Origin of the sequence: Streptomyces sp. NPDC005799, from assembly GCF_040630525.1 — a bacterium.
In the GTDB taxonomy this organism is placed as follows: domain Bacteria; phylum Actinomycetota; class Actinomycetes; order Streptomycetales; family Streptomycetaceae; genus Streptomyces; species Streptomyces griseorubiginosus_B.
In genome coordinates this window covers 53284-74001 of sequence record NZ_JBEXXQ010000020.1, presented here as the reverse complement: position 1 = coordinate 74001, position 20718 = coordinate 53284, and the positions used below count along the sequence as shown (strand labels likewise).

General features: G+C 71.0%; 16 protein-coding genes and 1 pseudogene. 5 read left to right on the top strand and 12 right to left on the bottom strand.

The window, feature by feature from the left end:
* The first annotated feature begins 117 nt into the window (after window positions 1-117).
* Window positions 118-1110: a phospholipase D-like domain-containing protein gene (locus ABZ453_RS20920; protein ID WP_359016425.1), complete on the top strand. Its 993-nt coding sequence runs from the start codon at window positions 118-120 to the stop codon at window positions 1108-1110.
* Between the two features lie 18 nt (window positions 1111-1128).
* On the opposite strand, the gene ABZ453_RS20915 is transcribed toward ABZ453_RS20920, so the two are convergent.
* Window positions 1129-1956 carry a class I SAM-dependent methyltransferase gene (locus ABZ453_RS20915; protein ID WP_359016424.1) on the bottom strand — a complete coding sequence of 276 codons (828 nt, stop codon included), beginning with the start codon at window positions 1954-1956 and terminating at the stop codon, window positions 1129-1131.
* Between the two features lie 40 nt (window positions 1957-1996).
* A pseudogene (locus ABZ453_RS20910) lies at window positions 1997-2661 on the bottom strand (response regulator transcription factor).
* A 79-nt stretch (window positions 2662-2740) separates the two neighbouring features.
* Between ABZ453_RS20910 and ABZ453_RS20905 the strand changes: the two are divergent.
* Entirely contained in the window at window positions 2741-2869 is a 129-nt protein-coding gene (locus ABZ453_RS20905) for a hypothetical protein (protein WP_359016554.1), read from the top strand.
* Between the two features lie 115 nt (window positions 2870-2984).
* Window positions 2985-3641, top strand: a complete 657-nt coding sequence (locus ABZ453_RS20900; RefSeq protein WP_359016423.1) for a hypothetical protein — start codon at window positions 2985-2987, stop codon at window positions 3639-3641.
* Between the two features lie 24 nt (window positions 3642-3665).
* On the opposite strand, the gene ABZ453_RS20895 is transcribed toward ABZ453_RS20900, so the two are convergent.
* The 9 genes from ABZ453_RS20895 to ABZ453_RS20855 all read right to left on the bottom strand — a co-directional run bounded on the left by ABZ453_RS20895 (window position 3666) and on the right by ABZ453_RS20855 (window position 15192).
* Window positions 3666-5192: an NCS1 family nucleobase:cation symporter-1 gene (locus tag ABZ453_RS20895; RefSeq protein ID WP_359016422.1), complete on the bottom strand. Its 1527-nt coding sequence runs from the start codon at window positions 5190-5192 to the stop codon at window positions 3666-3668.
* Window positions 5193-5323: 131 nt separating this feature from the next.
* Window positions 5324-6343, bottom strand: a complete 1020-nt coding sequence (locus tag ABZ453_RS20890; protein WP_359016421.1) for a TIGR03842 family LLM class F420-dependent oxidoreductase — start codon at window positions 6341-6343, stop codon at window positions 5324-5326.
* 11 nt (window positions 6344-6354) lie between these two features.
* Window positions 6355-7758, bottom strand: a complete 1404-nt coding sequence (gene hydA, locus ABZ453_RS20885) for a dihydropyrimidinase (protein WP_359016420.1) — start codon at window positions 7756-7758, stop codon at window positions 6355-6357.
* A gap of 31 nt (window positions 7759-7789) precedes the next feature.
* Entirely contained in the window at window positions 7790-8632 is an 843-nt protein-coding gene (locus ABZ453_RS20880; RefSeq protein WP_208785300.1) for a nitrilase-related carbon-nitrogen hydrolase, read from the bottom strand.
* 155 nt (window positions 8633-8787) lie between these two features.
* Entirely contained in the window at window positions 8788-10347 is a 1560-nt protein-coding gene (locus tag ABZ453_RS20875; RefSeq protein WP_359016419.1) for a PucR family transcriptional regulator, read from the bottom strand.
* 27 nt (window positions 10348-10374) lie between these two features.
* Window positions 10375-11658, bottom strand: a complete 1284-nt coding sequence (locus tag ABZ453_RS20870) for an aspartate aminotransferase family protein (RefSeq protein ID WP_359016418.1) — start codon at window positions 11656-11658, stop codon at window positions 10375-10377.
* Entirely contained in the window at window positions 11655-12497 is an 843-nt protein-coding gene (locus ABZ453_RS20865; RefSeq protein WP_359016417.1) for a nitrilase-related carbon-nitrogen hydrolase, read from the bottom strand. Before ABZ453_RS20865 ends, ABZ453_RS20870 begins: the two co-directional genes overlap by 4 nt.
* A gap of 199 nt (window positions 12498-12696) precedes the next feature.
* Window positions 12697-14814: a hypothetical protein gene (locus tag ABZ453_RS20860; RefSeq protein WP_359016416.1), complete on the bottom strand. Its 2118-nt coding sequence runs from the start codon at window positions 14812-14814 to the stop codon at window positions 12697-12699.
* A 126-nt stretch (window positions 14815-14940) separates the two neighbouring features.
* Window positions 14941-15192 (bottom strand): helix-turn-helix transcriptional regulator, encoded by a 252-nt coding sequence (locus ABZ453_RS20855; RefSeq protein ID WP_359016415.1) that lies wholly within the window; start codon window positions 15190-15192, stop codon window positions 14941-14943.
* Between the two features lie 58 nt (window positions 15193-15250).
* Here ABZ453_RS20855 and map point away from each other — a divergent pair, with 58 nt between their 5' ends.
* Both map and ABZ453_RS20845 read left to right on the top strand, forming a co-directional pair.
* The gene (gene map / locus ABZ453_RS20850) at window positions 15251-16021 is read left to right on the top strand and encodes a type I methionyl aminopeptidase (RefSeq protein ID WP_359016414.1); all 771 of its coding nucleotides are present in this window, start codon (window positions 15251-15253) and stop codon (window positions 16019-16021) included.
* 263 nt (window positions 16022-16284) lie between these two features.
* Window positions 16285-18807 (top strand): ATP-dependent Clp protease ATP-binding subunit, encoded by a 2523-nt coding sequence (locus tag ABZ453_RS20845; RefSeq protein WP_359016413.1) that lies wholly within the window; start codon window positions 16285-16287, stop codon window positions 18805-18807.
* 11 nt (window positions 18808-18818) lie between these two features.
* Here ABZ453_RS20845 and ggt read toward each other — a convergent pair whose 3' ends face one another.
* Window positions 18819-20624 (bottom strand): gamma-glutamyltransferase, encoded by a 1806-nt coding sequence (gene ggt / locus ABZ453_RS20840; protein WP_359016412.1) that lies wholly within the window; start codon window positions 20622-20624, stop codon window positions 18819-18821.
* Window positions 20625-20718 lie beyond the last annotated feature (94 nt).

Below are 20718 nucleotides of genomic sequence, written 5' to 3'. Positions count from 1 at the left end.
TTTTGCGATCCCCCGGGCACTTCATGAGCCGCCCCACACCCACGCGTTCTACGCGCGTGGTGTCATGCTCACGCCTGCCACCCCCCACGTGGGCATCAACTCGACCAGGAGTCAGACATGTTGTGGAAGGTCTTCGGGCGTGCGGGTGTGGCCCTGGCGGCCGGCGCCGCCGTGATCGCCACCGCCGTCCCCGCGAACGCCGCGAGCTACTCCGCCTTCGCCTTCTCGCTCTCCGCCAGTGAGCCGACGATCTACGACTTCATCGACTCGGCCACCACGTCCCTCGACATGACGATGTACGAACTCGAGGACTCCACGGCCGTGGGCGACCTCATAGCCCTGAAGAACAAGGGCGTCACGGTGCGGGTGATCCTGGACCGCCAGCACAAGACCGCGAACAACTCCGCGTACACGGCGCTGACCAACGCGGGTGTGGGAGTGGTGTGGTCGCCCTCCGGCTTCGTCTACACCCACCAGAAGACGATCACGGTGGACGGCACCAAGTCACTGGTCCTGACCGGCAACCTGACCTCCCAGTACTACGCGACTGGCCGTGACTACGGCGTCTTCACCGACGACACCCGGGACGTCGCCGCGATCGAGAAGGTCTTCAACGCGGACTACGCGGGGACCTCGATCATCCCGACCGACGGCGATCACCTGCTCTGGTCGCCGACCGACTCGCGCAGCCGGCTGCTGTCGGTGATCAACGCGGCGACGAAGACGCTCGACGTCGAGGAACTGGAGTTCAGCGACAGCACGGTGGTCGACGCCATCGCCGCGCGGGCGAAGGCGGGGGTGAAGGTGCGGGTCGTCCTGGAGACGCCGGGCGACTACGCGAGCGAGGTCTCCGAGATCAAGGCGGCGGGCGGCACCGTCGTCGGCTACTCCGACCCCAACGGCTTCTACATCCACGCCAAGGCCATGGTCGCCGACTACGGGCTGTCCACCCAGGAGGTGGAGGCGGGCTCCATGAACATCAGCAGCAACTCCCTCTCCAGCAACCGCGAGTTGGGGATCATCCTCACCGGCACCGGGGTGGCGCAGTCCGTGGCCACGACCGTCGAGACGACGTTCAACAGCGACTACGCGGGCGGCACGGCGGCCTGACCCCGCACGGACACCTGCTCATGGCCGGCGACGCCCGACCGTGAGCAGGTGACCGCTCGCGCCCAGCAGGGTCGGCTCCGACTCGATGCGCCGCGTCGCCGCCAGGACCACCTCGCGGCGCTCCGGGTCGTCCAGCCAGTCCTCGATCCCGCCCATGAGCCAGGCGACGCCCTCCAGCCCGTACTGGCCCTCCGGGGCGAGGCCGGCGTCGCCGAACTCGCCCGGTACCTCGGCTGGTTGGGCGAAGTAGGCCTCGGTGAACAGACCGCCTCCGGAGCGGTGCCGGCCGTCGGTGCTCGCCGCGTCGGTGCGGGCCCGCTGGAGGGGCTCGAAGTAGCGCTCCTCCCGGAGCAGGTCGTGCAGTCCCGCGTACCGGTTGATGGTGGCCGCGACGACCGGTCCGCCCGGCCTGACCACTCGCCGCGCCTCGGCCAACGCCCTTACCCTGTCGGCGCGTTCGGTCAGGTGGTAGAGCGGGCCGAGCAGCAGCACCGCGTCGTACGTGGCGTCCTCGTCCGGCAGCGACCGCGCGTCCCCGGACCGGGCGGTGACCCCGGGCAGCCGGGAGGCCTGCTCCACGTGCAGCGGTACGGGATCGACGAGTTCGACCTCGTAGCCGTCCCGCACCAGCCACTCCGCGTGCACCCCGCTGCCCCCGCCGACGTCCAGCAGGCGCGCGGGGGCCGCGGGCAGGATCCGCCGCAGGACGTCCTGCGTGCGCCAGAACTCCAGCCGGCCGGACGGGGCGCCGCCGTCCCTGAGGCGGCCGTCCTCCTTGCCGCGGGCGTAGTAGGCGAGGATGTCCTCGTGGAGGGCCGGGGCGTGGGGGCGTGTCGTCTCGGTCATCGCCCCAGCCTGCTGATCGGCCCGCGGCTGCCGCAACGGGTTATCCGCCGCGCGCCACCACCAGCCCCGACTCGTAGGCGAACACGACGAGTTGGGCCCGGTCCCGGGCGCCGAGCTTGGTCATCGCCCGGCTGATGTGGGTATTGGCCGTCAGCGGGCTGATGACCATGTGGGCGGCGATCTCCTCGTTGGTCAGGCCCCGGGCGGCGAGCGCCGTCCCCTCGCGTTCCCGGGGGGGGTGAGACAGTCGAGGGCGGGCGCCGTCGCACGGTCCGGGGGACGGGCGACGAACTCGCCGATGAGGGTGCGGGTGACGGACGGGGAGAGCAGGGCCTCGCCGCGCGCCACGACCTCGATGGCCTGGAGGAGGTCGGCCGGTTCGGTGTCCTTGAGCAGGAAGCCGCTCGCACCGGCGCGCAGGGCCTCGAAGACGTACTCGTCCAGGCCGTAGTTGGTGAGGATGACGACGCGTACGCCGGCCAGGGCGGGGTCGGCGGCGATGCGCCGGGTGGCCTCGATGCCCGTCATCACCGGCATCTGGACGTCGATCAGCGCCACGTCCGGCACCCGCGCGCGCACCAGCGCCAGGCCCCGTTCCCCGTCCGCCGCCTCCCCGACCACCTCGATGCCGTCCTCGGCGTCGAGCAGCGCCCGGAACCCGGCCCGCATCAGCGCCTGGTCGTCGACCAGGGCGACCCTGATCATCCCGCCTCCCCCACCGGCAGCCGGGCCGGCACCGCGAAGCCGCCCTCGGGGCGCGGGGCGGCGGGGTACCGACGAGGACGTGGCCGCCTGGCGCCGTCCCGAGCACACCGACCACTGCCTGGTGCACCTCGTCGCGTACGGCGCCTTCACGGCCGTGGACCGCATCGAGAGCGCACTGGCCGAAGCCGGCAGCACGCGCCGAGGGTGATCGCACAGGTACGGTACGAGTTCGCACTTCCGTCTCACAGGGACTCATGTGAGACTGGCGCCCCGTCCGCAGTGCGGACCCCACCGCACCGCCTCCCCCACAGAGAAGTGTGTCCGTGCGTGAACTTCCCCTGCCGCTCGCTCTGACCGCGCGCCTGTCCCCCGTCGTCGTGCTCGCCGCGGTCGGCTGGGCGCTGACGTCGAGCCCCGCGACACCGGCCGACCAGCACGACGAGGGACAGAAGACCAGCACGCAGTCGCCCACCGCGCCGTCGTCGACGGCCGAGGCCGCGTCGTACGCCGCCGCACCGGCCCCGTGCGGCAGCGTCTCCGTCGCGACGATCAAGTCCCTGGTGCCGGGCGCCAAGACGGCCGGCAAGGAGATCCAGTCGACGGACGCCAAGCTGCGCCGCACCTGCTCCTGGAACGCGCTCAAGGGGTACGACTACCGCTGGCTCGACGTCTCCTTCGAAGTCATGGACTCGGACGCGGCGGCGCAGAAGGAGTACCAGCAACGGCTGACGGAGAAGAGCGGCGGAGGCGCCGTCCCCGGACTCGGCGACTCGGCCTACTCCGTGGTGAACCTCACCACCCAGGACAAGCAGCAGACGCGCGAGGGTGTCGTCATCGCCCGTGCGTCCAATGTGCTGGTCGTCACCACCTACAACGGCAGTGATTTCGAGACCAAGAAGGCGCCCAGCACCGACGTGATCAACAAGGGTGCCATCAAGGCGGCGCGGGACGCGGTGACGGCGCTGAAGGGCAGCCGGTAGACCGGCTGCCCCTCGGAGGCTCACTCAGCCTTCCAGGCGGTCCCTTCCGCGCAGCAGCATCAGCGCCAGGTACACCACCATCGAGGTGCCGAGGCCGACCGCCCAGCCGTAGTCCGCGAGGGACCGCAGCGCGGGGATGGGCCGTCCGTCGATCAGCGGTTTGAAGCTCGCGCCGCCGATCGCGAGGACGCCGCCCGCCGCGAAGGCCACGACCGCCCGCCAGTTCCAGCCGCCCTCGTACCAGTAACGGCCGCCGGAGCGGTACAGGTCGACGAGGTCCAGCTTGCCGCGGCGCAGGATCCAGTAGTCGGCGATGAGGATGCCGGCCACCGTGCCGAGCAGGCCGCCGACCAGGCCGAGCCAGGTGAAGATGTATCCCTGCGGGTCGGAGTACAGCTTCCACGGGAAGATCAGCACCCCGAGGACGCAGGTCGCGAGGGCGCCGGTACGGAAACTGATCTTCCTGGGCGCGATGTTGGAGAAGTCGAAGGCCGGAGAGACCAGGTTGGCCGCGATGTTCACCGACAGGGTCGCCACCAGCACGGTCACCAGCGCGTACAGCAGGCCGAGGACGTTGTCGGTCTTGGCGGCGAGCTGGACCGGGTCCCAGATCGTCTGGCCGTACACGGCCTGCGAACCGGAGGTGACCAGCACGGACAGCAGCGCGAAAAGCGTCATCGTCGTGGGAAGACCGAGGGCCTGTCCCCAGGTCTGTGCCTTCTGCGACTTGCCGTACCGGGTGAAGTCCGGGATGTTCAGCGACAGCGTGGACCAGAAGCCGATCATGCCCATCAGGGACGGCCAGAACAGCTTCCAGAAGCCGCCGCCCCAGCCCAGCTTGGACGGCTGGTCCAGCAGCGGGCCGAACCCGCCCGCCTTGTTGCTCATCCAGATCAGCATCACCAGCGCGCCGACGATCACGAACGGCGCCGCCCAGTTCTCGAAGCGGCGGATCGTCTCCATGCCCCGGTAGATGATGGCGACCTGCATCACCCAGAAGAGGGCGAACGACAGCCACATCGTCCAGGCGTATCCGCCCACGTGGGAGGCGTTCGCCCAGCCGTCGCCGATCAGCTTCCCGGCGAGGAAGTAGATCGCCTCGCCGCCGATCCAGGTCTGGATGCCGAACCAGCCGCACGCCACCAAGGCCCGTACGACGGCCGGGAGGTTGGCGCCCCGCACGCCGAACGAGGCACGTGCGAAGACGGGGAAGGGGATGCCGTACTTCGGTCCCGCGTGCCCGGTGAGCAGCATCGGGATCAGCACGATCACATTGGCCAGGGCGATGGTGAACACCGCCTGCTTCCAGTCCATGCCGACGGCGATCAGACCGGAGGCGAGGGTCCAGGAGGCGGTGTTGTGAGCCATGCCGACCCACAGCGCGGAGAAGTTGTACGTGGTCCAGGTGCGCTTCTCGATCGGAACCGGAAGCAGGTCCTCGTTGGCGTACGGCCCGATGGGCGGCGGGGACCCCGGCGCGATCTCCACGCGCCCGTCGGCGAGGGTGACTTGAGCGGTCGGCGGTATGGCCGTGGGAGCGGTCTCGGTCATGGGCAGGCCAATCGATGAAGGGCGGATCCGGAAAGGCCGTGCGGGTCTCCGGGTCCCCTCCCCGGGGAGGTGGGGAGGGGAGGACTGGAGTGGGGGGTGGGGAGAGGGGTTGGGGAGAGGGGAGGGCGTGGTCAGGCGTTCAGGGCCGGGATGACTTCCGCGCCGTACGCGTCGATCACGGTCTCCTGGGCGTCGTGCATGTCGTACACGGCGAACTGGTCGACGCCCAGCTCGCGCAGCGCCCGCAGTTTCTCGATGTGCTTCTCGACCGGGCCGATGACGCAGAACCGGTCGACGATCTCGTCGGGGACGAACTGGGTGTCGGGGTTGTCCGCGCGGCCGTGGTGGGAGTAGTCGTACCCCTCGCGGGCCTTGATGTAGTCGGTGAGTTCGTCGGGCACGGCGGCGGAGTGCTCGCCGTACTTGGTGACCAGGTCGGCGACGTGGTTGCCGACCATGCCGCCGAACCAGCGGCACTGCTCCCGGGCGTGGGCGAGGGCCTCGGGCGAGTCGTCCGCGGTGACGTAGGCGGGCGCGGCGACGCAGATCTTGACCTCGGACGGGTCACGTCCGGCGGCCACGGCCGCGTCCTTGACGGCTTTGACCATGTACTCCGTCAGATACAGGTCCGCCAGCTGCAGGATGAACCCGTCGGCCTCCTCGCCGGTCATCTTCAGGGCCTTCGGCCCGTAAGCGGCCATCCAGACGGGAAGTTCGGCGCCCGGCTTGATCCACGGGAACCTGATCACCGTGCCGCCGAGGTCGGCCTCCTCGCCCCGGCCGAGGGCCCGGATGACCTTCATCGCCTCGCTGATCCGGGCCAGCGTGTTGGGCTTGCGGCCGGCGACACGCATCGCGGAGTCGCCGCGGCCGATGCCGCAGACGGTGCGGTTGCCGAACATGTCGTTGAGGGTGGCGAAGGTGGAGGCGGTGACCTCCCAGGTACGGGTACCGGGGTTGGTGACCATCGGACCCACGGTCAACTTCTGTGTGTTCGCCAGGATCTGACTGTAGATCACGAACGGCTCCTGCCACAGCACGGCGGAGTCGAAGGTCCAGCCGTACCGGAAGCCGTTGCGCTCGGCCCGCTTCATCAGGCTGACGACCTTCGAGGCCGGCGGGTCGGTCTGCAGGACGAGTCCGAAGTCCATGGGCGCCACTCCTAGTTGAGGTACTGACAGGTGGAGCGCGGGGTGTAGACGCCGTGTCCTGCGCGTCCGGTGTACTCCCGCTCGTTGATGACGACTTCGCCGCGCGAGAGCACCGTCTCGACCCGGCCGGTGACATGCTTGCCCTCGTAGGCCGAGTAGTCGACGTTCATGTGGTGCGTCTCGACGGACATCACCTGCTCGGCGCTGGGGTCGTAGATCACGACGTCGGCGTCGGCGCCCGGGGCGATGGTGCCCTTCTTCGGGTAGAGGCCGAACATCCGGGCGGGGGCGGCGCAGGCCATCTCGATCCAGCGGCGGCGGCTGATGTGCCCGTCGACGACGGCCTGGTGGAGCAGGTCCATACGGTTCTCGACGCCCGGCAGACCGTTGGGGATCTTCGAGAAGTCCCCGCGGCCCAGCTCCTTCTGGCCCACGAAGCAGAAGGGGCAGTGGTCGGTGGAGACGACCTGGAGGTCGTTCGTCCTGAGGCCCTGCCAGAGCTTCGCCTGGTGCTCCTTGGGGCGAAGCGGCGTGCTGCACACGTACTTCGAGCCCTCGAAGTCGGGTTCGGCGAGGTTGTCGGTGGACAGGAACAGGTACTGCGGGCAGGTCTCGCCGAAGACCGGCAGCCCCTCGTCCCGCGCCCGCGCCAACTCGGCCACCGCCTCCATCGCCGAGACGTGCACGACGTACAGCGGGGCGCCCGCGACCTGGGCGAGCTTGATCGCGCGGTGGGTGGCCTCGGCCTCCAGCAGGGCCTTGCGCACCTCACCGTGGTAGCGCGGGTCGGTCTCCCCGCGCTCCAGCGCCTGCTCGACGAGCACGTCGATCGCGATGCCGTTCTCGGCGTGCATCATGATCAGGCCGCCGTTCTCGGCGGAGCGCTGCATCGCGCGCAGGATCTGGCCGTCGTCCGAGTAGAAGACACCCGGGTAGGCCATGAACTGCTTGAAGGAGGTCACGCCCTCCTCGACCAGCAGGTCCATCTCCTTGAGCGTCTCCTGGTTCACATCGGAGACGATCATGTGGAAGCCGTAGTCGATCGCGCAGTTGCCCTCGGCCTTGGCGTGCCAGGCGTCCAGGCCCTCGCGCAGGGAGTGGCCGACGCTCTGCACGGCGAAGTCGACGATGGTGGTGGTACCGCCCCAGGCGGCGGCCCGGGTGCCGGTCTCGAAGGTGTCGGAGGCGAAGGTGCCGCCGAAGGGGAGCTCCATGTGGGTGTGGGCGTCGACGCCACCGGGGATCACGTACTTCCCGGTGGCGTCGATGACCCGCTCGGCGCTGAACGCCTCGGCCGCGGGCGTGCCCGAGGCGGCGAGGGCGGCGATGCGGCCGTCCTCGATCAGCACGTCGGCGTGGATCTCGTCGGACGCGGTGATGACGAGGCCACCGCGGATGACGGTACGGCTGCTCATGGTCCCTCTCCTGCCTGGGTGAACGGTTCGGTCAGGGTGCGGTCAGCGGCGGGTAGGCGTCGGGACGGCGGTCGCGGTAGAACTGCCAGCGGTCGCGCACCTCGCGCAGCTTGGCCATGTCCAGGTCGCGGACGACGAGTTCGGTCTCCTTGTCGGAGGCCACCTCGCCGACGAACTGGGCCTCGGGGTCCACGAAGTACGAGGTCCCGTAGAAGTCGTTGTCGCCGAGTTCCTCCACCCCGACCCGGTTGATCGCACCGACGAAGTACTCGTTGGCGACGGCCGCGGCCGGCTGCTCCAGCTGCCAGAGGTAGGCGGACAGTCCGCGCGAGGTGGCCGACGGGTTGAAGACGATCTCCGCGCCTTCCAGGCCCAGCGCCCGCCAGCCCTCCGGGAAGTGGCGGTCGTAGCAGATGTAGACGCCGATCCGGCCGACGGCGGTGTCGAAGACCGGCCAGCCGGCGTTGCCCGGACGGAAGTAGAATTTCTCCCAGAATCCGGGGACCTGGGGGATGTGGTGCTTGCGGTACTTGCCGAGGTACGAGCCGTCCGCGTCGATCACGGCCGCGGTGTTGTAGAGGACGCCGGGCTGCTCCTCCTCGTACATCGGCAGGATCAGGACGATCCCCAGCTCCTTCGCGAGCGCCTGGAAACGCTTGACGATCGGGCCGTCGGGGATCGCCTCCGCGTACTCGTAGAACGCCTTGTCCTGGACCTGGCAGAAGTAGGGTCCGTAGAACAGCTCCTGGAAGCACAGGACTTGAGCGCCCTGCGCGGCCGCGTCCCGGGCCGCCTGTTCGTGCACCGCGATCATCGACTCCTTGTCGCCCGTCCACGCGGTCTGGAAGAGGGCGGCACGGATCACTCTGCTCATCGGGACCTCCGGTCGCTCGGTGTGCGAGAAGACTAGGAAGTCCGAAAAGGCGCTTTGAGTTGCACGGTGTCACGTCTGCGGGGGTGCGGCGTGCCACGGTGTCACTCTGTCGTGGGCCCATGTTTCACCGCCGTTTTCCCAGGTCGTCGCATGTTTCAGCCCTGTTGCGCGTCATGCGCGAGGAGCGCGATGTGTACGGAGGCCGCCTGTTCGAAGTCGTCGAGGTCGACGCCGAGCCGGGTCTGTATCGCCTCCAGCCGGCGGTAGAGCGCGGGCCGGGAGACATGGTGGAGCTGGGCGGTGCGGGACTTGTTGCGGCCGGTGGCGAGATAGGTGCGCAGCACCGGCAGCAGATCGTCGTCGGCCGAGCACAGCAGCCCGTCCAGCTCCCGCTCGGCGAAGGACTGCACATGCGGATCGTCCCTGAGCAGCCGGACCAGGCCGCGCAGATGGACGTCCTTCAGGCGTACGACGTCCGGGAGGTCGAGGACCGCCGAGGAGTCCGCCACGGCGTCGGCGACGTGCTGTGCCTCGCGCAGGCCCGCCGGCACGTCGTCCCAGGCGATACGGGGATCGGCGGCGGCCACCACCGTCCGCGCCGCCTCCGAGCGCACCCGGGCCGCGAAGTTCGCGGTGAGCACCGCGGCGTCCTGGTCCCGGGCGAGGCTGAGCAGCACGGCGGTGACCCCGTCGGCCAGTTCGGCGACGAGCCCCGGCAGCCCCACCATCCGCAGCACCCGGTCGAGCCCGGCCACATCCGCGTGCCGTACGACCAGCGGCACGAACGTCCGCCGGTTGACGGGGAGCCCGGCGGCCCGCGCACGCGGCAACAGCTGCCTCGCCGGTACGACCCCGCTCACCAGGTCGGTCAGCAGGCTCTGCGCCGACTGCTCCTCCCAGGTGTGGGCCGCGGTGCCGCCGAGCATGCGGTGCAGGACGAGGGCCTCGGCGGCCCGGTCGGCGAGGAGTCGTCCGGTGGCGGTGTCGCCCCGGTACCCGCACAGCACGATCCGTCCCCACCGCTCCCCGCGCCCGCCCAGCTCGGCGCGGATCCAGCCGTCGCCCTCGCTGCCGCCGGCCTGCCGGGCGATGCGCTCCCAGTCGCGCAGCACGTCGTCCACGGCGGGCCGCTCCCCCGCCGTGGCGAGGACGCGGTGGGCGAGGTTGGTGACGACCACGGGACAGGCGCTGTGCTGGGCGACCTCGTCGAGGAGCCGTTGCAGCGGGGCGCCCGCGGTGATGAGCCCGGTCAGGGCCGTCCGTACGGACTCCGACAGGCTGACGGCGGCGAACTTCCGCCGTACCAGCCGGGCCTGCACCTCCTCGGTCAACTCCGCGAAGGGGAAGGGGCGGTGGAGGACCACCATCGGCAGCCCGCACCGCTCGGCGGCCCGGCGCATGACGTCCGGCGCTGCCGGGAAGGCGCGTCCGAGCCCGAGGACCACGGCCGCCGCCTCGGCGCGGTGCAGCGACCGGATGTACTCGGCCTGCTTCTCCTCGTCGCCGGCGAGCAGGACGCCGGTGGTGAGGACCATCTCGCCGCCGCTGAGCATGACGCCCACGTCGGGTGCCTCGGCGACGTGCACCCAGCGCACCGGCCGGTCGAGCTGGGCCGCCCCGGCCACCACCTCGGGCTCCCCGGCGAGAACCCGTTCGAGCATGAGGATCTGCCGCACGGACAGCGCCGGCTCCAGGGTCCCGAAGGTGGTGGTCATCGCGTTGTTCCCTTGCTCAGCGCAGTGCTACGTGAGGCTCCTCAGAGCGCGTTCGAGGATCGCGGCGCCCTCCTCGGCCTCGGCGACCGTGAGGGACAGGGGCGGGGCGATGCGCAGGGCGCTGGTGTTGTGGCCGCCGCCCTTGCCGATCAGCAGGCCGTCGGCGCGGGTCGCCTCCAGCACGGCGGCCGCCGCGTCCGGATCGGCCTGGTCCGTCCCCGGTTTCACCAGCTCGACGCCGAGCATCAGCCCGCGGCCCCGCACCTCGCGTACGTGCGGAACCTGTGCGGCGACCGTCCGCAGCCGCTCGATGAGCAGCCCGCCGACGCGCCGGGCGTTGCCCTGGAGGTCGTGTTCCAGCAGGTAGGTGAGGTTGGCGAGACCGGCCGCCATGGTGATCTGGGTGCCGCCGAACGTCGAGATGCTGTTGGCGTCAAGGCAGTTCATGATGTCGGCGCGGGCGACGACTCCGCCGATGGAGCTGCCGTTGCCGATGCCCTTGGCGAAGGTGAGGATGTCCGGCGGCCCGCTCTGTCCGTGCGCCTGCCAGCCCCAGAAGTGGTCGCCGGTACGGCCCCAGCCGGTCTGCACCTCGTCGGCGATCCACAGGATGCCGCGCTCGGCGAGCACCTCGCGGAAGGCCGCGTACAGGCCGTCCGGACCCGAGGTGAAGCCGCCGACCCCCTGGATCGGTTCGGCGATCAGCGCGGCGGGCGGGCGGGTGTGGCCGAGCAGGTCCTTCAGGTCGTCGACGCAGGCCGCGATGAAGTCGGCGTCGTCGAGGGCGGCGTACGGGCCGCGGGTGCGGACGCCGCCGTGGACGTACAGGGTCTGCAGCGGGGACAGCGAGGTCGGCGACCAGCCGCGGTTGCCGGTGATGCCGACCGCGCTGAAGGAGCGGCCGTGGTAGCTGTTGCGCATCGCCAGGATCGTGTTGCTGCGCCGGTAGGTCGTGGCGAGCAGCAGGGCGGTGTCGTTGGCCTCGGTGCCGGAGGTGGTGAAGAAGACGCGGGCGTCCGGGATGCCGCTCAACTGGGCGATGGGCTCGGCGAGTTCGACCATCGGGCGGTTGAGGTACAGCGTGGACGAGTGGAGGATCCGTCCGGCCTGCTCGCTGACCGCCTTCGTCACCTCGGGCAGCGCGTGCGCCGTCATCGTGGTGAGGATGCCGCCGAAGAAGTCGAGGTACCTGTTGCCGTCCGAGTCCCAGACATGGCGGCCCTCGCCGTGGGTGATCTCGAGCGGGTTCTCGTAGTAGAGGGCGAGCCAGTCGGGCAGGACGGACCGGTGGCGGGCGTACAGGTCGCTCACGGCTGCACCAGCCCCTCGTACGCGTCCGGCCGGCGGTCCCGGTAGAACGCCCACTGCTGCCTGACCTCTTCGATCAGGTCGAAGTCCAGGTCACGGACCACGAGTTCCTCCTTGCTGTCACTTGCCACGTCACCCACGAACTGTCCACGCGGGTCGACGAAGTAACTCGTCCCGTAGAAGTCGTTGTCGCCGTACTCCTCCTGGCCGACGCGGTTGATCGCGGCGACGAAGTACTCGTTGGCGACGGCCGCGGCGGGCTGCTCCAGACGCCAGAGGTGGGAGGACAGCCCGCGGTGGGTGGCCGACGGGTTGTAGACCAACTGGGCGCCGTTGAGGCCGAGTTGCCGCCAGCCCTCCGGGAAGTGGCGGTCGTAGCAGATGTATACGCCGACCTTTCCGACCGCGGTGTCGAAGACGGGCCAGCCGACGTTGCCCGGCTTGAAGTAGTACTTCTCCCAGAAGCCCTTGACCTGGGGGATGTGGTGCTTGCGGTACTTGCCGAGGACCGTGCCGTCGGCGTCGATCACGGCCGCGGTGTTGTAGTAGAAACCGGACTGCTCGACCTCGAAGACCGGTACGACGACCACCATGCCGGTCTCGCGGGCGAGCTCGCGCATCCGGCTCACGGTCGGCCCGTCGGGCACCGGCTCGGCCCAGCGATAGTGCTCGGGTTCCTGGACCTGACAGAAGTAGGGGGCGTTGAAGACCTCCTGGAAACCGATGATCTTCGCACCCTGGCGGGCCGCCTCGCGGGCGTGCTCCTCGTGTTTCGCCACCATGGACTCGGTGTCGCCGGTCCAGGTGGCCTGGACCAGAGCGGCGCGTACGACGTTGGCCATGAGCTGCTCCTTCGGCGGGTCGCAGAGCCTCTACGCCCGTAGAACAGGCCGTAGAGGGACGAACGTAAGCCTCCGGGACGGCCTTGCCAAGACCATCGTCGTCAACCCGCGGGGTCGATCACGTTTCACACTCCGGTGGGTGAGTGCCGCGACTGGTGGGAGAGGTCGTAGGCGGGGGGTGGGGTGGCGTCGGGGTTGGTCAGGTGGCGAGGCCGGCGACCCGGAGGGCGTGCACCAGATCCCAGTGTCGCTCGTCCGAGACGCCCCGCGCCGCTTCCAGCAGCAGCGGCACGAGGATCGCCGGGTCGGGCTCGGCGCTGCGGGCGGCCTCCTCGGGGGTGCGGACGCGGACGTAGGCGTCGAGCAGCGCACGGACCTCACGGCGGCGCCCCTCGGCGGCCAGCTCCAGCACGGCCCGTCCGATCTCGCCGGCCGGCCGGGCCACGCCCTGCCGCAGGATCTGCTCGCCGTCTCCGCCACGGCCGGCCGCCGTGAGGGCGTCGGCGGCGCCGACCAGCTGCTCGGCGGGCAGGGAGGCGGTCTCCCACAGCAGCGTCGCCCAGTCGGCGCCCAGCCCGGCGCGCTGCAGCTCGGCGGCGAGCAGCGGGATCCGGGCGGCCGGCCAGTGGGCGATCTCGACGAGCAGCGCGTGCGCCTCGCCGCTGCGCCCCTCGGCCCGCAGTCGCACCAGCCGTTCCACGGCGTCACCGACGTCACGGGCCGCCGCCGCGTCGACGGCCTCGACAGCCGCCTCCGCCGCTCCCTCGTCCGTCTCCTCCACGCCCCCGGCGAACCGCGCCCCACGAGGCGTACGGCCACCGACACCGTCCGCGGCGGCCGGCACCTCCACACCACCGGGCGGCACGACGACCCCCGCGCTCTCCTCCCCCATCCCGGCAAACCGAGCACTGCCCCGACGCCGCTTGCGTTGCTTGCGCGAGGGCGGTTCCTGCGCGGGGGCGGAATCCGACGGGGCGGACGGCTGGGGGGTGGAGGCCTGACGGGTCGATCGGACGGGAGGCTCGGCGGCGGCACCCGGCCGGGTCGACTGGCCGGGGTGTCCGAAGTCGGGGGCCGAGTGGGTGGACGAGGCCGTGTGGCCGAAGTCCGGGGCCGGGTGGGCGGACGACGCCGGATGCTCGAAGGCGGGGGCCGCCTGTTGTACGGCGGGGGCCTGTCGGGCGGAGGCGGACGGGTCGAACGCGGAGGCGGATGGCTGCGCGGCCGGGCGATCGAAGACCGAGGCCGGCTGCTGCACGGCGGGACCAGCATCCCGCAGAGGAGACGAATCGAACGCGGGAGCGGGCCGCCGCGAGGCCGATGGTTCGAAGCCCGCCGTTTGAGCCTGCACGGCGGCACCGGGCTGCTGTACCGCGGACGGCTCGAAGGCAGAGGCCTGGCTCTGCGTGGCCGAGCGGTCGAAGGTCGAGGCCGGGTGCTGGGTGGCGGTAGTGGGTCGTCGCGCTGGGGACGGAGCGGGCTGTACGGGGCGTGTCGCGCCCGTGGGGCGGGGGGCGTACCCGGCGTCGGTGTGCGGGTCCAGGTGCTCCCGCGCGCTCGGGGTTCCGGGACCGTAGCCGCTCTCCGGGCCGCCGGCGGCCCTGGGATCGTGCGCGGTGCGCTGCTGCCGGAAACCGGCGTCCTGTGCGCCCCACCCGCCTCCGCGCCCCTCGTCCGCGAAGGCGCCGGCGCTTCCCTCTTCACCGGGGCGTCCGGCGTGCGCGCCCTGACGTGTGCGGTCACCGTCCACGCGGTACATCGCGCCCGCGAGCCGTCCCCGGCGCATCGCGGTGTCCCGGCCGCCCGTCAGCTGCCGGTCCAACTCGGCCATCCGGGACCGGAGTTCCGCGCAGCGGGCGGTGGCGCGCTCATGGTCGTCGCGGGCCCAGGCGAGGTCGAGGCGGAAGGCGTCGGCCTCCTCGCGGGTGGTCGCGGAGGCCAGCAGACGGCCCAGTTGCGCCTGGCGTTCGGCGGCATAGCGCTGTTCGCGGAGCATGACGTCCAGCCGGTCGCCGAGGGCGTCCCGCCCGCCGGGACGCGCGTCGTACGCGGTGAGCGCGGCGGCGTGCAGCGCGCGGGCCCGCCCCAGTTCCGGCGCCACCGCGGCCGGACCCCGTTCGGTGACGAGATCCTGCAGCAGCGCCTCCACCACGTCCCACGGTGGCACTTCACGTCCGTCGAGACAGGCCCGCATGCCGTCCGGGTCGCGCTGCCAGAACACCGCGCACCAGCCGCCGGCCTGATTGAGGCGTGCCAGCAGGCCGTTGAGGTAGTTCGCGAACTCCCGTAGCTGCCCAGGGAGTTGATCCACAGCCATCGCCCAACTCCCGCCTGACCGGAGCACTCCGCTTCCGTAGGCAACACCAGTCGTGTTACGGGGTTGCTACGGGAAGTTTTCAGCGGGCGCGCGGACGCCTCATTGCGGGATCTTGACCGAGAGGCGTCAGACGGGCACCGGCGCGCACCGCTCGACCAGTTCGTCCATCGACAGCCCGAGCGCCCGCGCGAGCGCGGCGACCGTGAAGAAGGCCGGGGTCGGTGCCCGCCCGGTCTCGATCTTGCGGAGCGTCTCCGCGGAGATCCCGGCCTCGGCCGCGACCTCCGTCATGCTCCGCCCGCCACGGGCCTCGCGGAGCATCCGGCCGAGCCGCTCGCCGCGTTCGCGCTCTTCGGGGGTGAGAGGGGTGCGCACCATGCCGTCATTCTAATCCCGGCATTTCAACCCGGTCGAATAAGCCGGTATATTAATTGGCATGGTGGAACTGAAGACGGACACAGCTATCGAGGCCATGTACGAAGCGGGACAGGTGGTCGGGCGCGCCCTGACGGCCGCACGGGAAGCCGCCGAGGTGGGTGTTTCCCTGCTGGAGCTGGACGAGGTGGCCCGCGGGGTGCTCAGGGAGGCGGGCGCGTCCTCCCCCTTCCTCGGCTACCGCCCCTCCTTCGCCCCCGTCCCCTTCCCGGCCGTCATCTGCGCCTCGGTGAACGACGCGATCGTGCACGGCATCCCGACCGGCTACCGGCTGCGCGACGGCGACCTCGTCTCCCTCGACTGCGGTGCCGAACTGGGCGGCTGGGTCGGCGACTCCGCGATCAGCTTCACGGTGGGCACCCCTCGCCCCGAGGACCTGCGGCTGATCGAGACGGCCGAGCGCGCGCTGGCGGCCGCCGTCGAGGTGGCGGTCGTCGGCAACCGGATCGGCGACATCGCCCACGCGATCGGCAGGGTGTGCAGGTCGGCCGGCTACGGCATCCCGGACGGCTTCGGCGGTCACGGCATCGGCCGTCGTATGCACGAGGACCCGGGGGTGCCGAACGAGGGCCGTCCCGGCCGCGGCTTCCCGCTGCGCCACGGCATGGCCATCGCCATCGAGCCGATGCTGATCGGCGGCGGCAAGGACGACTGGCACACGGCGCCGGACGGCTGGACCCTGCGCACGAACGACGGCTCCCGCGCGGCCCATGTCGAGCACACGGTGGCGATCATGGACGCGGGCCCGCGCATCCTGACCGAGCGCCGTTAGCCTCCCCGCCTGATCATCGGAGACGCCTGGTGCACCGGCTGGGCAGCCCCTGAGCGGCGTGTCGTCGGTACAGGGCGAGCGGAACCGCAAAGGGCGAGCGGTACTTCGCCGGCGACGAAGGTGCCACCGCCCCCCATCCGTGCGAAGGTGTTCTACGGACGCGCGCCGGAGGTGTAACCGGCTGCGGCCCTGGTTACCCGGCCCCGGCGCGTCGATCAGCGAGGGCGTCCCAGGCCCGCGCAGGGACGCCGGATGGGAACGCCATGACCAGCGGCTTCAGCGGACCAGAGGGCTACGACCCGTTCAGCGAGTTCTTCGCCCGTTTCTTCGGCGGACCCCGGCAGGGCCCCCGGCAGATAGACATCGGCCGGCTGCTCAGTCAGCCCGCCAGGGAACTGGTCCGTGGCGCAGCCCAGTACGCCGCCGAGCACGGCAGCCGGGACCTCGACACCCAGCACCTGCTGCGCGCGGCCCTGTCGACCGAGCCGACCCGCAGCCTGCTCAGCCGGGCCGGCGCGGACCCCGACTCGCTGGCGTCGGAGATCGACGAACGCTCCGGCCCCGCCCAGCGCTCCCCCGACGAGGCGCCCGCGCCCACCTCCCTGTCACTCACCCCGGCCGTCAAGCGCGCCCTGCTGGACGCGCACGAACTGGCCCGCGCGAGCGGAACCGGCTACATCGGCCCCGAGCACGTGCTCAGCGCCCTGGCCGCGAACCCGGACTCGGCCGCCGGGCACATCCTCAACTCCGCCCGGTTCGCCCCGGCCAACCTGCCGCCGGAGGCCCCCGAGTCGGCGCAGTCCCTTGGCGAACGGCCGCGCTCCACCGGTACGCCGACCCTCGACAAGTACGGCCGCGATCTGACCGACCTGGCCCGGCAGGGCCGTATCGACCCGGTGATCGGCCGGGACGACGAGATCGAGCAGACCATCGAGGTGCTGTCCCGGCGCGGCAAGAACAACCCGGTGCTGATCGGGGACGCCGGTGTCGGCAAGACCGCCATCGTGGAGGGGCTCGCCCAGCGGATCGCCGACGGCGACGTGCCCGACGTGCTGACCGGGCGCCGGGTCGTCGCCCTCGACCTGACCGGTGTGGTCGCGGGCACCCGCTACCGCGGCGACTTCGAGGAACGCCTCAACAACATCGTCGGCGAGATCCGCGCCCACTCCGACCAACTGATCGTCTTCATCGACGAGTTGCACACCGTCGTCGGTGCAGGCGGCGGTGGCGAGGGCGGGGCGATGGACGCCGGGAACATCCTCAAACCGGCGCTGGCCCGCGGGGAGCTGCACATCGTCGGCGCGACCACGCTGGAGGAGTTCCGGCGGATCGAGAAGGACGCGGCGCTGGCCCGCCGCTTCCAGCCGATCCTGGTCCCCGAGCCGTCCGTCCCCGACACCATCGAGATCCTGCGCGGACTGCGCGACCGCTACGAGGCCCACCACCAGGTCCGCTACAGCGACGAGGCCCTGGTCGCCGCCGTGGAGATGTCCGACCGCTATCTCACCGACCGGCGGCTGCCCGACAAGGCCATCGACCTCATCGACCAGGCGGGCGCCCGGGTGCGGCTGCGCGCCCGCACCAAGGGCACGGACGTACGAACCCTGGAGCGCGAGGTCGAGCAGCTGACCCGGGACAAGGACCAGGCCGTCGCAGACGAGCAGTACGAGCAGGCGACCCAACTGCGTGATCGCATCGGCGGGTTGAAGCAGCGGATCGCCGACGCGAGCGGAGGTGGGGAGGCCGACGAGGGTCAGCTGGAGGTGAGCGCGGAGGCCATCGCCGAGGTGGTGTCCCGGCAGACCGGCATCCCGGTCAGCAGCCTCACCCAGGAGGAGAAGGAACGGCTGCTCGGCCTGGAGGAGCATCTGCACCAGCGGGTCGTCGGCCAGGACGAGGCCGTGAGCGTGGTCGCCGAGGCGGTCCTGCGCTCCCGCGCCGGGCTGGCCAGCCCCGACCGCCCTATCGGCAGCTTCCTCTTCCTCGGCCCGACCGGCGTCGGCAAGACCGAACTGGCCCGCGCCCTCGCCGAGGCGCTGTTCGGCAGCGAGGAGCGCATGGTCCGGCTCGACATGAGCGAGTACCAGGAGCGCCACACCGTCAGCCGTCTGGTCGGCGCCCCGCCCGGATACGTCGGCCACGAGGAGGCGGGCCAGCTCACCGAGGTCGTACGCAGGCACCCGTACTCGCTGCTGCTCCTGGACGAGGTGGAGAAGGCCCATCCGGACGTCTTCAACATCCTGCTGCAGGTGCTGGACGACGGACGGCTGACCGACTCCCAGGGCCGTACGGTCGACTTCACCAACACGGTGATCGTCATGACCAGCAACCTCGGTTCGGACGCGATCGGCCGACGCGGCGCCGGCATCGGCTTCGGCCCCGGGGGCAGCGACGCGGACGAGGAGGCCCGTCGGGAGCAGATCCTGCGCCCCTTGCGCGACCACTTCCGCCCGGAGTTCCTCAACCGCATCGACGAGATCGTCGTCTTCCGTCGGCTGACGGGAGATCAACTCAGGCAGATCACCGACCTGTTGCTGGAGAAGACCCGCCGCCTGATGCACGCCCAGGGCGTCACGATCGAGTTCACGGCCCGGGCGGTCGACTGGCTGGCGGAGCGCGGCTTCGAGCCGGAGTACGGCGCGCGTCCGCTGCGCCGCACCATCCAGCGCGAGGTCGACAACCACCTGTCCCGGCTGCTCCTCGACGGCACGATCGCGGAGGGCAGCCGGGTCACGGTCGACGTCAAGGACGGACGCCTGGAGTTCCTCACGGACAAGGGGCGGTGAGGGGCGGGCGGTTACGGCGCCGAGGGGTCGACCACCCGGGCCGACCCACCTCCCCGGCGCACGGTCTCGGCGGCGGCCAGCCACTTGCCGCCAGGCAGCCGCTGCACCCCGGTCGCGGCCCCGATCTCCGGGTTCAGCGAGAAGGAGTGACCGATGGCCTCCAGCCTGCTCCGCACGTCGCTGTTGAAGAGGGCGGGTTCGAGTTCGGTCTTGGCGGCGTTGCGCTGGCTGGCGCGCGGTGCGGCGATCGCGTCGACGAGCGGCAGATGCCGGTCCAGGAACTCGGTCAGCACCTGCAGGACGGTCGTGATGATGGTGGCCCCGCCGGGCGAACCCACCGCCACCACGGGGAGGTCGTGCCGGTCGAGCACGATCGTCGGCGAGATGGAGGAGCGCGGCCGCTTGCCCGGCCCCGGCAGGTTCGGGTCGTGCACGGCCGGGTTGGCCGGCGCGAAGGAGAAGTCGGTCAGCTCGTTGTTGAGCAGGAACCCGCGCCCGGGCACCGTGATCGCGCTGCCGCCCGTCTGCTCGATGGTGAGGGTGTAGGACACGACGTTGCCCCACTTGTCGGCCACCGTCAGATGCGTGGTGTTCTCGCCCTCGTACGTCGTCGGAGCCGCCGTACCGCCGGCGCCGCACGCGGCCGGATGCCGCGGGTCGCCCGGCGCCACCGGGCTGGTCAGCACCGCGTCGTCCTTGATGAGGCAGGCCCGCGAGTCGGCGAACCGCTGTGACAGCAGTCCCCGCGTCGGTACGTCCTCGAACGCCGGGTCGCCGACCCAGCGCCCCCGGTCGGCGAACGCGATCCGGCTGGCCTCGATGAAGTGGTGCAGGTACTGGACCTCGCTCGCCTTCGAAAGGTCCGTGTTCTCAAGGATGTTGAGCGCCTCACCGACCGTCGTGCCGCCGGAGGAGGAGGGGGCGATCGAGTAGACCTTCAGCCCGCGGTAGCCCGTCTCGGTCGGCGCCTGGAGCTTGGCGCGGTAGCCGGCGAGGTCCTTGTCGGAGAGCTTGCCCGGTCGCGCGGTCCAGCCCGAAGCCGGGTCCACCGGCGGACGGTTCACCGTGTCGACGATGTCCTGCCCGAGATCGCCGTGGTAGATCGCACCGACCCCCTTGCGGCCCAACTCCTGGTAGGTACGGGCGAGTTCGGGGTTCTTGAAGGTGGAGCCGACCACGGGCAACTGCCCGCCCGGCAGGAAGAGCTTCGCCGTGTCCGGGAAATAGCGGAACCGCGTCTCGTTCGACGCGGTCTGCGTACGGAAGGTGTCGTCGACGGTGAAGCCGTCGCGGGCGATTCTCTCGGCCGGCTTCAGCACCGTGCCGAGCTTTCTGCTGCCCCACTTGTCCAGGGCCGACTGCCAGGTCGCGGGCGTGCCCGGCGTGCCGACGCTCAGGCCGCTGCTGACGGCGTCGGCGAAGGCGAGCGGCTTGCCGTTCTCCAGGAACAGGTCGGAGCCGGCGGTGAGCGGCGCCGTCTCACGGCCGTCGATGGTGTGCACCGTACGGGACTTGGCGTTGTAGTAGACGAAGTAGCCGCCGCCTCCGATGCCGGAGGAGTAGGGCTCGGTGACGCCCAGCGCGGCGGCCGTCGCGACGGCCGCGTCGACCGCGTTGCCGCCTTTCCTCAGCACTTCGATTCCGGCGGCGGTGGCGTCGGCGTCGACGCTGGCGACCGCGCCGCCATAGCCGACCTGGACCGGAACCTTCGCCGGTGTTCCGCTCGTTGGAGTGGTCGGCGGGGCCGCCGCTCCCACCGACACCACGGCGGCCGAGACCACCAGGACCGACAGTTTCCGCGCGACAGGGCGACGCATCACTACCTCCAGTCCAAGACCGTCCGCGCAGCGTAACCACATCACACGGGGCCTCGACAGACCCCTTCCGGCTGCTGTCACGCGAACGCCACAC